We start from the raw sequence: 13,177 nt of genomic DNA, 5'->3' as shown, positions 1-13,177 counted from the left end.
CCCCGTGGCCATGGCGCCTGGGTACCACCAGGGGGCCTGGCAACGGCGCGCGGTCGTCGGCTCGGGCCCCGTCAGCGGAGGTCGCAGCATCATGTCCGACCATCTTTCCGGCACTCGCGCCCTGGCCGATCCGGCCATAGACCTGACCGACCTCTATGCCTTTCCCAGCCCCTCCCGGTCGGGTCGGCTCGTCCTCGTCATGAATGTCTTTCCCAATGCGCGGCCGGGAGCCCTGTTCTCTGACGCTGCCAGCTATCGTTTCCGCGTCCGTCCGGCATCCGTGCCTATGGGAGATTCCAGCTCACTCCTCGATGTCGGCACCGACGAATTCGCGCTTACCTGCACCTTCTCGATTCCGATCGGACCGAATGACAACGGGGAGTTGGCGCAGCGGGGAACGTGCGTGCTGCCCAACGGGGAATCGGTTTCGTTGCTGGTGAATGACGAGCGGGGCGGCGAGGGGCATGGCGTGCGCTGCTACGCCGGGCTGCAGCTGGATCCCTTCTTCATGGACGTGGCCAAGGAGGTGGAGACGCGGGCGAGGCGGCAGCTCGCCTTCGTACCGAAGGGCACCAACTCCCTGGAGGGCGCCGACGTCCTGACCGTCGTGGTAGAGCTTGACGTCGCCAGGGTGTTCGGGGCGGCCTCGGGGAGCGTCTTCGCCGTTGCGGCGGAAACCGTCACGGTCGGGCCGTATCCGGTGCGCCTCGAACGCCTCGGCCGCCCCGAGGTCAAGAACATTCTCCTGTCGGACAACGGGGTCGACGCCGCCAATAAGGTCGTTGACCTGCGCGATCTCTACAACGAGGAAGATCCGTTCCGGCTGGGGCCGAGCTACGTGGCCGCCTATCGCTCACGCCTTAACGCCAACCTGGTCTTCTTCGACGGTCTCGACGGCAAGCTGGACTGGACGACGCAGCCGGACGGGACGCATCCGCTGACGGAGCTGCTGCTCGCGGACTTCCTGGTCGTGGACGTTGCCAAGCCGTACGCCGAAGACAGCTATTTCGAGATCGAGCGGGCCCTGCTGGAGGGACGGGAGCATGCGACCTGTGGCGGCCGGTCGCTCAACGACGATGTCATCGACACGCTCTACACGCTGATCGTCAACGCGGGCCATGGCCCGCGCGTGAGCGACGGCGTCGACGGGACCGTCCCGGCTTCGCGCGAGTTCCCGTACCTGGCACCGCCCAACCCCGAACCGCCCGAACCCGTTTCCGTCCCGACGGCCGCCGCAGGCTGATGAGCAGTTCCAGGGCGGCCACTCTTGCAGACGGTGAGAGGGGGCCCGACCTTGTGGGCGGGCCGTCCACGACAGCCGGCATCATCGCCATGGGCAACCTCGACGCGCGCATCGAAGGTCTGACGTCGCAGGCGACACGGGGACGACTCACCGCCGACGGCTGGGGCGAGTTGGTGGAGCTGACCGCCCTGCGCGGGCATGTACGGGGCCGCATCGACGAGGCCGAGCGCGCGGCATCGCTGGCCGAGACGTTCGTCGACCAGGTGCCGCGCGATCCTCGCTCGTTTGTGGCGCGTGCCAGGCTGGCGGGCCTCTTCCATCGATTCGCGGCGGCGCTGGACGATCTGGACGCGGCGGCTGCGCTGGGGCTCGATCGGCGCAGCGTGGACGAGGAGCGAGCCGCCGTCTGTCAGGCGGTCGGGCGGTACGACGAGGCGCTTGCGCTGCATCGACAGGGGCTGTCGACGCAGCAGGACTTCTGGACCCTCGGCGCCATGGCCCGCTGTCAGGCCGAGAGCGGCGAGGTGGACGAGGCCGAGTTGTGGTTTTTGGCAGCGAGACGCGTCTTCCGCGGGGTCAGTCCCTTCCCGCTGGCGGTCCTCGAATTCCAGTGCGGGCAGATGTGGCTGGCCCAGGGTGGACTGGTGAGCGCGCGCGTCTGGCTGGAGTCGGCCACTCGCCGACTGCCGTCCTACGTGCCGGCGCATGGCCACCTCGCTGAGGCCGATGCCGCCGAAGGCAGGGTGGCCGTAGCGATAGAGCGCCTGCGCCGATTGGCCCTCGCCAGTGACGATCCCGACTACGCGACCCGGCTTGCCCGCCTCCTGGGCAGGTGCGAGGCATCGACGGAAGCTCGGTTCTGGCGTGCCCACGCTGCCGCACGCTACGAGGATTTGATGGCGCGCCACCCCGAGGCGTATGCCGATCACGCGGCGGAGTTCTGGCTGACCGTCGGCGACGATCCCCAACGAGCGCTGCGGCTCGCGCGGTGGAACCTCGCGCTTCGAGCGACCCCGCGCGCCCACGCGCTCGTCAATCGCGCGATGTGCCGTGTCGGACAGCGCCGACAGTAGCGGCAATTGGTACAAAGTCGGCCGATACCTGACCGGAAGGACGACATGACAGCGACTGAAGCACCGCCGCTGCAGCTGGATGAGATTCAGGGCATCGTGCTGCGCAACCGGCCGTCACCGTACGTCGGCACCTACATCCTGCTGCGCGTGGACAATCCCGGCGCCGGGCGTCAGCTGATGGGGCGCCTGGCCGAGCTGGTCGACTCCGCTGCCAACTGGTGGCAACCCGACCTGCCCGCGCTCCTCAACGTCGGACTGACGTACCAGGGACTCGAAGCGCTCCAGGTCCCACCGGCCGCCCTGAGCACCTTCCCTGAGGAGTTCCGGCAAGGCATGGCGGCACGCGCCGAGTCCATCGGTGATACCGGTGAGAGCGCACCCGCACGCTGGGAGCCGCCCTTCGGCACCGGCCAGGTACATGTCGTGCTGTCCCTCCTGGCCGCCGACCAGGAGTCATTGGCGGTCGTCCTCGAACGTGCGCGCAAGGCCCACGCGCAGCTTCCCGGTCTTCAGTTCGTCCATCGGCAGGACTTCTACCAGCTGTCCACAGGGCGTACCAGCTTCGGCTACAAGGACGGCATCGGTAACCCCACGATCGAAGGCAGTGGCGCCGAGACTCCGCCCGGTGACGGTTCCGTGCTCAAGGCAGGCGAATTCGTGCTCGGCTATCCCGACGAGACTGGAAACCTGCCGCCGATGCCGCAGCCGGCCGAGCTCGGCCGCAACGGCACCTTCGTGGCCTGGCGGAAGCTGCACACACGCGTCGCGGCCTTCCGCCGGTATCTCCACGACAACTCCGGCAGCCCGGAGGAAGAGTCGCTGCTCGCCGCCAAGATCGTGGGCCGCTGGCAGAGCGGCGCCCCGTTGATCCTGGCGCCCGAGCACGACGCCCCGGCCCTGGGGGCAGACGACCAGCGCAACAACGACTTCCGCTACGAGTCCGATCCGCGCGGCGCTATCTGTCCCCACGGCGCCCACGCCAGGCGGGCCAACCCGCGCGACTCGGAGATCATCGGCGACGTTCGTCTGCACCGCATGATTCGACGGGGCACCAACTACGGACCGCCGCTGCCGGCCGGCATCCTGGACGACGACGGCGCCGACCGTGGCATCGTCTTCGTCTTCATCGGCTCACATCTCGACCGTCAGTTTGAATTCGTGAAGTCGCAATGGTTGAACGAGGGCAACTTCACCGGCCTCGACCAGGAGAAGGACCTGCTCACGGGCGACAACGACGGCTCCGGCATCTTCACCATCCCGCAGCACCCCATCAGGCGCCGCCTGCACGACGTAGAGCGTTTTGTCATCACCCGCGGCGGAGAGTACTTCTTCCTGCCGAGCCTCAGCGCGCTGCGCTGGCTGGCCGACGTCCAGTGAACCGAGCACCGGTCAAGCGAGCCCGTGCCTCCGCGCTGGCTCGGAACGTCACCAGTAGCCGCACCACAACCGCACCAGAACGGATGGGGAACAGCGGGGAAACACGGTGAAAGCAGCCGGGCCCGACGCGGGGCGCCGTACGCGAGTGCCGGCCGGAGCGCGGCGAGCGTCGCGCGGGGACTCACGGGGAACTGCGGCTGCCGACAGGGACCACAGCCAACAAACGCTGAAGTCGGCGTCCCACAGGTCAGACCCCAACTCGCCCCACCTCGCTCCTAAAGCGGTGGTCCGAGTCAAGGGAAAGCTTCTTCACCTGGGCAGATAGCATCCCTCGCCATGAGGCGTTCATTGATCGCGCTGACCAGCGCAGGGGCAATCGCTCTCGTCATGGGCGGGTACGCCGCCGGGGCAGCCCAGTACGACAGCGTGTCCGGGCGGTCCGCGACGTGCGAGCAGGCCAAGCGGGAGTTTGAGACGCGGGCCGGTCAGATCCGAAGGCAACTGCGACGGGAGTCCCAAGAAGGGGAGACCGATTCCCGCCAGGGCACCGTAGTCGCGACGCGGGCGAAGATCATCAGCGTGCTCGTGGAGCAGAATCCAACGTGCTTCGATGTCGGGACTCGTGCAGCAGCGGCGGTCATTCAACAGCGTTCCTCTGAGGGCCAAGCGGACGCTGCCGTGTGTGATCTCACCGGCATCGAGCCCGAGAACTGTTCCGTCGCGGCTGACTGATCCGGTAAAGCCTGGGACTTTAAGGTGTGCCCGATCCGTGCCCGACAGGTCGGTAAGCCACGGTCAACAGCGTGTGCCAGGGCGAGCCCTGAGGTTCCCTCTGGCACCCATTGCCGCTGGTCAAGACCGAGCCGATACGTGATCCAACGCCGAGTCCCTGCTGGAGCATTGTCCTACCGGGCAAAGGTGGGCAGCATACGCTTGTACTCAGGCATCACCCCGCGATGACAGAGGGCCATCATGGCAGTTGAACCACGGCACGATGTGCATCGGCTGCGTGTGCGTCTGCGTGGCTACTTCCTCGCCGTGCCGATCTCCGCCGCCTGTGCGGTCATAGGTCACTGGTGGGTGCCTGAACCGTGGTCAGCGAGCATAGAGACCGTGCTCTTCATACTTGCGGCATCCGTGCTCTACGGCGAGATCCGCGCCTATCGACTCCGTCGTATCCACGGTATGCCCGATTGAGCGGGAATCAACGGGCAGCAACAGTGAGTGTTTAAGTGCGTGACAACGCCGTCGAACAGCGGCGGACATGCACGCACACCGGTGGACCGTCGCCGCAGGTGAGAAGCACACCAACCCAAGGTCAAGCGCCCGCCCAAGTTGCTTCGGGACGAAGGGGTCGTCCGTACAGCAGCGTGGTACCGCAACCCCAGCAACCACCCCCGCCCGTTACCCCCCTCCAGGGGCCTCGAAGCGGCCGGCATGACCGTCACTGACCGATCCGGCTAGAGCTACGGATCAGAAGGTGCACAGGGCTGGCGGCTTCACGGTCGCCAGCCGCCGTCACGCGGGCGGGTCGCAGCAGTGGCTGCCTCGCGGCTGAGTCTGATACTTCCGAGCGCTGACATACTCCCTGCGTGTCCCTAGTGCAGGAGTTCGCCGAGCCGATCGATCCCGCGGGAGTCTTGTCCGCGACGCGCTGGGGTGACCTGGAGCACGCCCATGGGCCGGCCGCCAATGTGCCCGAGATGCTGACCGGGCTTCTCGACCTGAGTGAAGGCGTACGGTCCCGGGCGCTGGGCGTCTTGCACAGCGTGGTTCACCACCAGAACACCCTGTACACCGCCACCGCCCCGGCTGCCTTGTACGTGGCGGGAATCCTCGACGATGAACGTTCGCTGTGGTCCGTCAAGAAGAACGCTCGCAGCTTCCCCGGACCGATGCGCGCCGAGCTGCTGGGATGGCTTGACTCTGTGGCGAACGAGGCCTGCGACGAAGCCGCAGCGATCAGCCGCCGATGCGGCTTCCCGCCTGAGGAGTACCCGCCGTACGTCGAGATCTGCCGCATTCGACCGCAGCTCTTTCGCTCCGCCTCCGCGTACCTCGACGACCCTGACGTCCACGTACGCGAGGCAGCCGTCTCCACCTGCATTCCACTGCTGGACGACCCCCACCTGCTCCATCATCGAGTTGCCCTGGTCCCTTTCCTGCGGGAGGTTCTGGCCGCAAGCGCGCTGTGGCAGTACCGCGAGCGGTCGATAGAGGCCCTGACGAGCTGGGGCGAGGACACCACGGGACTGGAGGTCCGACGAGAGCGGTACGCGTTCTGCGACTCGGAGCACAATCCCTGGCCCAGGGCCGACGAGCCGTGGCGCGGTGACGGCCCCGAGCCCCCCTTCTGACAGGTCCGTCCAACCGGATCGCTGACGGAAGGCCGTCTCAGTTTCCGTCTCATTCAGCTCCGTTCACTGGCGTTCGGACACGACCAGGCCCCAGCAGCATCCGAGTGAGCAAGTCCCCGTGAACGCAGGTGAACGCCCCTGCACTCACGCCTCCGAGCCACCAACAGACTTGGAAAGCGTGCACCAACGAAAACGATGATTGGCCAGGGCGCGGGGGCCAAACGGGGGGCCAACGGCAGCAGCCCTCCCCATCCTCCTGTGGACGACTACGAACAGAACCTTGCGTGCCATCGCAGGTCAAATGACAGACGTACAAGGCAACTTGCGCACGCGATCGCGTTCGGAACGTAGAGGTCACCGAAGGTGCTTTCGGCCAACCTGCGGCCAGGACCTAAGCATGGAGGCCCGGTGGGGCCTGTACGTCCAGGGGCCTGGCTCAACCGGACGGCGTGACCGAGGACCGCACGCCGAACCACTGCTCGGCGCCGTACTCCTCGAACCGCTCCACCTCGGCGAACCCCAGCTTCGCCGCGAGGCGCATCGAGCGGTCGTTGGCTGTCTGGGTGCAGAGCACCACCGGCTCGCCGGGAAGTGCGTCGGCGAACCAGCCGAGCGCCGCCGCGCACGCCTCGGCGGCGTACCCGCGTCCCCACGCTCCTGGCAGGAATGTGTAACCGAGCTCGGCCTCCCCAGCGTCCGGACGGACGTGCCCAGGACGCTCTACATCACGTCGATCGAGCGAGACCGTGCCGATCATCGCTCCGTCGAGATCGATCACGAAAACGCCAGGGCGGCGCCCGGGTACCTCAGGTACCGCGCGTTCGAGCTCATCACGCGGTCGAGGGCCACCGAGGAAGGTGCGCACCTCTGGCGATGCGAAAAGCTCGATGAACGCCGCACGGTCCCGGGCCTCGGACTCACGGAGCACGAGCCGCTCGGTCTTGATCGGGGCAGGTGGCCAGGCGACGTGTTCGAGTCCACTCATGGCGGGCAACGTATCGCACGCCCGTGAGAGTGATCCGAAGGAGAAGGCCTAGCCGGCAGGGACCGACATCTCATAAGCGCACCCGGTGCCGCTCGCTGGCTGAGGTCTCCCTCCGGGCCGTCTGTGGGCCGTCCGAAGACGGCCCACAACCACCAACGTTGACCAACGCCAACCGCTGCTTCGCAGGTCAGGTGGCGGATGCGGCCCCAGAGACCTGGGTCAGATACGCGTTCGTCTTCTCCGGGTCGAAGAAGAAGTTGTCGAAGTCCGCCGGGTTGTCGAACCCGTTGGCGAACCGGTCGGCGACCGGCTGCAGCTGACCGGCGGCGCCGATCAGGTTCAGCACGTGCTCCGGCGGTACGCCGAGCATGGCGTTCGTCCACTTCACGACGTGCTGCGCGGTGTCCCAGTAGCGGTCGAACGTGGACTGCATCCAGTCCGCGTCAAAGGGCTGGTCGCCGTGCTCGATGATCGACTTCAGGTACGCGTCGGCGCACTTGGAGGCGGAGTTGGAACCCTGGCCGGTGACCGGGTCGTTGGCGACGACGACATCCGCCACGCCGAGCACCAGGCCGCCGCCGGGCAGCCGGCCGATCGGCTTGCGCACGGTCGGGGCGTAACGGCCCGCCAGGGTGCCGTTGGCGTCGGTCAGTTCGACCTTGGTGGCGCGCGCGTACTCCCACGGCGTGAACTGCTCCATGAGCTCGAGCGTCTTCGCGAGGTGCTCGGAGGGGTCCTTGATGCCCTGGAAGACGTCCAGCGGGCCGCCCGGAATGCCCTCCCAGAACAGGATGTCGGCGCGGCCGGACGTGGTCAGGGTCGGCATCACGAAGAGTTCGCCGACACCGGGGACCAGGTTGCAGCGGACCGCGTCGAACTCGGGGTGCTCGGGGCGCGGGCCCATGCCGTGGACGTACGCGACGGCCAGGGCGCGCTGCGGGGCGTCGAACGGCGAACGGGACGCGTCCCGGCCGAACATGGAGACCAGCTCGCCCTTGCCCGCGGAGACCATCACCAGGTCGTAGGTGCGGGAGAAGTAGTCGAGGTCGGAGACGGCCGCACCGTGGATGACGAGCTGTCCGCCGCGCTCGGCGAACGTATCCATCCAGCCGGCCATCTTGACGCGCTGGTCGACGGACTGGGCGAAGCCGTCCAGCTTGCCGACCCAGTCGACGGCGCGCGAGGAGTCGGGGGCGGCGACCGAGACGCCGAGGCCCTCGATGCGCGGGGCCTGGGACTCCCAGAAGTTGAGCTTGAGGTCGCGCTCGTGCTGCAGCGCGGTGTGGAACATGCACTGCGTCGACATGACCCGGCCGGACCGGACCTCGTCGGCGGTGCGGTTGGACATCAGGGTGACTTCGTACCCATGGGACTGCAGTCCGAGGGCGAGCTGGAGACCGGACTGGCCGGCTCCGACTATGAGTATCTTCCGCATCGCGGTTCTCCGTTACGTCTACGTGGTACGTGCGCAAGGTGTGTCTGGTGCGGTGAGGGGCACCAGTGCCGTGACCGGCAACGTCTGCCGCATGGCAGGCGGGCTTTTCACGCCCTTACGGGTTAGCCCCTCTTAGAGCCTGTCGGGTGACCTCCGACCGGGCGGCCACGCCCTGGCACGCACGCTTCCCGCGTTGTCGTCAGTCACCAACGCTCCGCGTTGACTCCCTCCTCCGCCTTGGAATCGCACGCACCAGACCGCGTCCGCTATCCGATAAGAGGTCACCCGACAGGCTCTTAGGCGGGGGCCGCGTCAAAGGCGTGACCCACGAGGGCCAGCAGCGATTCGACGACAGTGGTCCTGTTACGCGCGTCCATGATCACAACAGGCACGTCCGGGGGTACGGTCAGGGCCTCCCTGACGTCCTCCGCCTCGTAACCGGGCGTCCCCTCGAAGTGGTTGACGGCCACGATGTACGGCAGTCCGCAGCTCTCGAAGTAGTCGAGCGCGGGGAAGCAGTCGGAGAGCCGCCGGGTGTCGGCGAGCACCACCGCACCGATCGCGCCGCGCACCAGGTCGTCCCACATGAACCAGAAGCGCTGCTGTCCGGGCGTGCCGAACACGTACAGCACGAGGTCGTCGTCGAGCGTGAGACGGCCGAAGTCCATCGCCACGGTCGTGGTGACCTTGTCGGGCGTCGCGGTGAGGTCGTCGGTCTCCTCGCTGGCCTGGGTCATCAGCGCTTCGGTCTGCAGCGGGGTTATCTCGGAGACCGATCCCACGAAGGTCGTCTTGCCGACCCCGAACCCGCCCGCAACCACTATCTTCGTGGCGGTGGGGGCCCTGGTGTGATCCAACTGCCAGGCCTGGAGCGACTCCTCGGCCTGGTCCTCCGGACCCGGCTGACGCGGGACGGACAGATGCGAATCAGAGACGACGGAGTCCATTCAGCACCCTTTCGAGCAGTGCGCGGTCGGGCTGGCCGGTGCCGTGACCGGTCCCGTACACACGGATCTTTCCCTGGTCGGCCAAGTCGCTGAGCAGCACGCGAACCACGCCGAGCGGCATCTTCAACAGGGCCGAGATCTCCGCGACCGTACGCATGCGGCGGCAGATTTCGACAATGGCCCGGAGCTCCGGCATCACCCGCGTGGCGAGGTTGCCGTTGGTGAGCTCGCGGCGCTCCTCGGGCGCTTCCAGCGCGGCCACGAATGTCTCGACGAGAAGGACGTGACCGAAACGGGTGCGGCCGCGGGTGAGCGAGTACGGGCGGACCCGGGCGGGCCGTCGGTCGGACCCGCGGACCGGGAGCCTGGGGGCGGGTTCAGCAGCGGGCGTCACTGGGCGCTCTCCATCGATTTGCGCAGTTCACTGCGGAGTTCGGGGGTGAGTACGTGTCCGGCACGGCCGACGAAGAGCGCCATGTGGTACGCGATGACGCTCATGTCGCAGTCGGGGGTGGCGTGCACGCCGAGCAGTGAACCGTCACTGATCGACATGACGAAGACGCTGCCCTCGTCCATGGCGACCATGGTCTGCTTGACGCCGCCGCCGTCCATCAGTTTCGCGGCACCGACGGTGAGGGACCCGATACCGGAGACGATGGTCGCCAGGTCGGCGCTGGAGCCTCGGGGGCCGTCCTGCGGGCCGCCTGTCGCTGCGACTGTCTGGCGGCCGGGGTCGGAGGAGAGCAGCATCAGTCCGTCGGACGAGACAACGGTGACCGAATGGACCCCTGGTACCTCCTCCACGAGATTGCTCAGCAACCAGTGAAGGTTCCGGGCCTCGGTGCTCAGCCCGAATGTGCTGGGCGCAGTCAACTGCGTGCCTCCTCGACTGTGTCCCCCGACTCATCGGTTCGACCCCCGAAACGGTCTGCCCGCTCGGTCAGCTCGGTCTGTGCGGTGTCGGCACCGGTGACGGCACCGTCGGCGATCTCCGCCTCGACGTCGCGGCGGCCGTCCTTCGCCCCCTGGTGGAAACCGCCGAGGCGGCGGCGCAGCTCGTCCTTGTCCAGACTGCCCGTGCGCTCGGCGGTGGGGGCGGCGGGCTTGACGACCTTGGGAGTGCGCTTGGGAAGGCCCTTGTCGGTGATGCGTTCGGCCTGCGGCTCCGGCTGACGGGGGCCGGGAAGGGCCTCCGCGGCGGGCGCCGGGGAAGGAGCCGGGGCGGTGAAGGGCTCCGGGGTCTCGTCCGCGGTGCGCTCGTGGCGGTCGGGGCCGATGGCGTACGGGTCGGGGGTCGCCGGGGTCTCATGGGCCGGCGCGGCCGTCGGGACCGGCTGAGCCGCGGGTTCGTCCCGGAGCTCCGGGAGCCGGACCTGCATCGTGGTCTCGGACTCGGACTCGTCGGGGGCGACCGGCTCGGCTTCCGCCGGAGCGGGGGCCTTCTCCTGGGCCGGGTTCGGTGCCGACTCGCGGATCGCCTGCTCGGCGGCGGCGATCAGCGGGTCGCCGGACAGCGCGAGCGTCCGGCCCGGCAGGGCATTGGAGTTGGCCTCGGCAACCGATCCGGGCAGGTTCAGCGCGGGCGCGTCCCCCGGCGCGGTCACGGACGGCGGTGTGGCACCGGGCGGCGCCTTCGGCAGCAGCGCCTGCGGCAGCACGACGACCGCCGTCACCCCGCTGCCCTTGTGCTCGCGCAGCTGGACCTGCACCCCGTGGCGCGCCGCGAGCAGCGATGTCACCTGGAGTCCGAGGCCCGCGCCGTCGGCGCTCTGCTCGCCCGCCTCGAACGAGGACGGGTCGGCCAGGCGGGCGTTGAGCTCACCCATCCGTACGGACGACATGCCGATGCCCTCGTCCTGCACGGAGAGCATCACCTCGCCGGTCTCCAGCAGCCAGCCGGAGAGCTCGACCTGCGAGTCGGGCGGCGAGAAGGAGGTCGCGTTCTCAAGGAGTTCGGCGACCAGGTGGCTCAGGTCGTCGGCGGCGAAACCGGCGATCTGGGCCTGCGGCGGCAGGGACTGGATGGTGACCCGCTCGTACCGCTCGATCTCGCTGACGGCCGCACGCAACACGTCGACCAGCGGGATCGGGCCGGAGTGCCCGTGGCTGTGCTCGGCGCCCGCGAGGACCAGCATGTTCTCGCTGTGGCGTCGCATGACCGTGGCCATGTGGTCGAGCTTGAAGAGGGTGGCGAGCCGCTCCGGGTCCTGCTCGCGCTCCTCCAGGCTCTCGATGACGCCGAGCTGGCGCTCGACGAGGCCGAGGGTGCGCAGCGAGAGGTTGACGAAGGTGTGGTGGACCGTGTTCTTGAGCCGCTCGAGCTGGGCGGTCAGCTCGGCGGTGCGGACCTGGAGTTCGGCGCACTGGAGGGTGAGGGCCTCGCGTCCGGCGATCAGTTCGCCGCGCTCGTTCTCCAGATTCTCGAACCGGCCGTTGAACTCGTGGAGCAGCCCGTGCAGCTTGCCGTGCAGGGCGTTGAGGGATCGAACGACCTGGGCGAACTCGTCGTTGCGGCCGGTGTAGCGGACCGGCTCGGCGGTCGCGGGTTCCGCGGCGAGGCGGGCGGCGCCGATCCGCAGGACGGCGAGCGGCTGGGTCAGCGTGCGGGCCACGGCGGTGGAGACGCCGACGGCGATCAGCAGACAGCCGCCGAGGAGCGCGATGCGCAGTTCGAGAGCGGTGACGTCGTCGTCGCGCAGCTGCTCCAGGCGTTGCACCTGGGCGGTGCCGAGGGCGGACTCGACACTGCGCATCCGGTCGACGCGGGCGGAGAGTGCCGCCTCGACCTTCTTCCGGTCGGCCTTCTGGTCGGAGTCCGACAGCTCGGGACGGTCGGTGAGTGCGGCGAGGTACTTCTCCGCGCGGTTGACCTCGGGCCCGGTGACGGTGGAGGAGAGCTTCTCGCGGGCGGTGCTGCCCGCGGCCTGGTCGAAGTCGGCGAGCGAGGAGAGCTCGCGGACCCTGGCCTGCTGGGCGGCGGCGCTCAGCGCGTCACGGTTGCGGTCGTCCTCGCTGCTGCCCTCGTCCTGGGTCTGGACGGGCAGCCCGGTGAACGGATCGATCTGCGGGACCGCGGCCTCTGCGCGGGGCACGGAGAGTGCGGCGATCAGCAGCCCCCGGGTGGCGGAGGCCTGATCGGCGGCCCGGCCGAGGGCGAGGGGTGCACGGGTGGCCTCGGCGGCCCGCGGCGGGGTCTTCTCGGCGAGGTCGTCGGCGAGGTCGTGGAGCTTGGCGATGACCTCGGAGTACGCCTGGTGGGCATCGAGTGCCGAGCCCTTGCCGGTGAGGGCGGTCCGGCGCAGGGAGGGGATCGTGGAGAGGTCGCGGCGCAGCGCGGCGGGAGCCGCGGCACGGATCTCGTCGATCTGCTGGTCGACGCGGGCGCTCGGACCGTCGTTCTTCGCGCCGGACTTCCCGTCCCGGCCGCCCGCGATATAGGCGGTGACCTCGTCGCGCTCGTCCGCGAGGGAGTGGGCGAGGGCCACCGCCTGCTGGTTCAGCTGGGCAAGGGTGACCAACCGCTGGGACTCGGTCAGTTCGGCGGAGGCGCCGAGGGCCGCGGGCGCGCCCGCGGCGATGACGGTGATGCCGACGACCGCGACGCCGGCGACCAGCCGACTGCGTACGCGGACGGTGCGCCGGGTCGGCTCACTCCCGCTCGGCGCCGGAGGTGTCGCCCCGGTACTGCTCTGCTCGCTGCCTTTGCTCCGCGGCCGCTTCTTCTGCACCGGTGCTCGCAATCTTGACTCGTCCACCCTTG

At 68.6% G+C, this 13,177-nt stretch carries 12 protein-coding genes; 6 read left to right on the top strand and 6 right to left on the bottom strand.

Annotation, left to right across the window (positions count from 1 at the left end):
• Positions 1-91 precede the first annotated feature (91 nt).
• The 6 genes from ACNPQM_RS30415 (at position 92) to ACNPQM_RS30390 (ending at position 6,050) form a co-directional block, all read left to right on the top strand.
• Positions 92-1,243, top strand: a complete 1,152-nt coding sequence (locus tag ACNPQM_RS30415; RefSeq protein WP_418086476.1) for a DUF4331 family protein — start codon at positions 92-94, stop codon at positions 1,241-1,243.
• 89 nt (positions 1,244-1,332) lie between these two features.
• The gene (locus ACNPQM_RS30410; protein ID WP_418086475.1) at positions 1,333-2,316 is read left to right on the top strand and encodes a tetratricopeptide repeat protein; all 984 of its coding nucleotides are present in this window, start codon (positions 1,333-1,335) and stop codon (positions 2,314-2,316) included.
• Between the two features lie 45 nt (positions 2,317-2,361).
• Positions 2,362-3,693 (top strand): Dyp-type peroxidase, encoded by a 1,332-nt coding sequence (locus ACNPQM_RS30405; protein WP_418086474.1) that lies wholly within the window; start codon positions 2,362-2,364, stop codon positions 3,691-3,693.
• A 348-nt stretch (positions 3,694-4,041) separates the two neighbouring features.
• Complete coding sequence (locus ACNPQM_RS30400) at positions 4,042-4,425, top strand: hypothetical protein (protein WP_418086473.1); 384 nt, start codon at positions 4,042-4,044, stop codon at positions 4,423-4,425.
• 240 nt (positions 4,426-4,665) lie between these two features.
• Positions 4,666-4,890: a hypothetical protein gene (locus ACNPQM_RS30395; RefSeq protein ID WP_418086472.1), complete on the top strand. Its 225-nt coding sequence runs from the start codon at positions 4,666-4,668 to the stop codon at positions 4,888-4,890.
• Positions 4,891-5,285: 395 nt separating this feature from the next.
• On the top strand, positions 5,286-6,050 hold the full coding sequence (locus ACNPQM_RS30390; RefSeq protein WP_418086471.1) for a hypothetical protein: 765 nt from the start codon (positions 5,286-5,288) through the stop codon (positions 6,048-6,050).
• Between the two features lie 436 nt (positions 6,051-6,486).
• Here the strand turns inward: ACNPQM_RS30390 and ACNPQM_RS30385 are convergent, their stop codons facing one another.
• The 6 genes from ACNPQM_RS30385 to ACNPQM_RS30360 form a co-directional block, all read right to left on the bottom strand.
• Positions 6,487-7,035: a GNAT family N-acetyltransferase gene (locus tag ACNPQM_RS30385; RefSeq protein WP_418086470.1), complete on the bottom strand. Its 549-nt coding sequence runs from the start codon at positions 7,033-7,035 to the stop codon at positions 6,487-6,489.
• A 187-nt stretch (positions 7,036-7,222) separates the two neighbouring features.
• On the bottom strand, positions 7,223-8,470 hold the full coding sequence (locus tag ACNPQM_RS30380; protein ID WP_418086469.1) for a styrene monooxygenase/indole monooxygenase family protein: 1,248 nt from the start codon (positions 8,468-8,470) through the stop codon (positions 7,223-7,225).
• Between the two features lie 296 nt (positions 8,471-8,766).
• Positions 8,767-9,417 (bottom strand): GTP-binding protein, encoded by a 651-nt coding sequence (locus ACNPQM_RS30375; protein ID WP_418086468.1) that lies wholly within the window; start codon positions 9,415-9,417, stop codon positions 8,767-8,769.
• A complete protein-coding gene (locus tag ACNPQM_RS30370) occupies positions 9,398-9,811 on the bottom strand; it encodes a DUF742 domain-containing protein (RefSeq protein ID WP_358857364.1) in 414 nt (137 codons plus the stop codon). The genes ACNPQM_RS30375 and ACNPQM_RS30370 overlap by 20 nt, the downstream gene beginning before the upstream one ends.
• Positions 9,808-10,290, bottom strand: a complete 483-nt coding sequence (locus tag ACNPQM_RS30365; protein ID WP_418086467.1) for a roadblock/LC7 domain-containing protein — start codon at positions 10,288-10,290, stop codon at positions 9,808-9,810. Before ACNPQM_RS30365 ends, ACNPQM_RS30370 begins: the two co-directional genes overlap by 4 nt.
• Positions 10,287-13,145, bottom strand: a complete 2,859-nt coding sequence (locus tag ACNPQM_RS30360; RefSeq protein WP_418086494.1) for a nitrate- and nitrite sensing domain-containing protein — start codon at positions 13,143-13,145, stop codon at positions 10,287-10,289. The genes ACNPQM_RS30365 and ACNPQM_RS30360 overlap by 4 nt, the downstream gene beginning before the upstream one ends.
• Positions 13,146-13,177: the final 32 nt, after the last annotated feature.

Source organism: Streptomyces sp. NPDC056231 (assembly GCF_048270745.1).
Lineage (GTDB): Bacteria > Actinomycetota > Actinomycetes > Streptomycetales > Streptomycetaceae > Streptomyces.
This window is presented reverse-complemented; position numbering and strand designations above follow the sequence as displayed.